Consider the following 664-nt stretch of genomic DNA (forward strand, 5'->3'; position numbering starts at 1 on the left):
GGGCGAATTAGACAGTCGGGCAAATCAAAAACAGACGGGAGGTTGTCAAGAAGCAGACGGTTGGGGTAAGAAAACCTTGCAACGGCTGGCAGCGGATTTGAAGAACGATTATTCCGAAATAAAAGGATTTACTGTACGTAATATGCAATATATGGTGCAGTTTTTCAACGAATATAATCAGGAACTTACGATGATAAAGAGAGCGGCTTCTCCAAATGCGAAATCACTGATTTCGCATTTGGATGAATATAATTTCACCCTCCCCATCAAGCATCTGGATTGGACGCATAATCTTGTATTGATAAAGCAGGTCAAAGATATTCGTGCACGATATTGGTATATGGTGCAGAGCATTACCAATCACTGGACAACACGCTATCTGCAAGAAGCCATCAAACTTGATGATTATGGCAAGCATGGAGCGTTGGCTAACAATTTCACAGAAACCCTGCCTGTTCCGGAAGCAAATGATGTGAAATTAATGCTTAAAGACCCATATATATTTGATATGCTGACTTTCACGGAGCAATACAATGAGCGTGATGTAGAAATCGGTTTGGTGAAGCATGTGGAGAAATTCCTTGTAGAAATGGGGGCTGGCTTTGCTTTCATGGGACGGCAGTATCATATAGAGGTGTCTGGTGATGATTATTATATTGACATC

General features: G+C 41.4%; 1 protein-coding gene. It reads left to right on the plus strand.

Features of this window, described 5'->3' with window-relative positions; translation table 11 throughout:
• Positions 1–664, plus strand: a 664-nt coding sequence (locus BACCOPRO_RS13970) for a PDDEXK nuclease domain-containing protein (protein WP_008144578.1), incomplete at both ends; no start/stop codon positions are given.

The organism is Phocaeicola coprophilus DSM 18228 = JCM 13818 (assembly GCF_000157915.1).
Taxonomy (GTDB): Bacteria; Bacteroidota; Bacteroidia; order Bacteroidales; family Bacteroidaceae; genus Phocaeicola; species Phocaeicola coprophilus.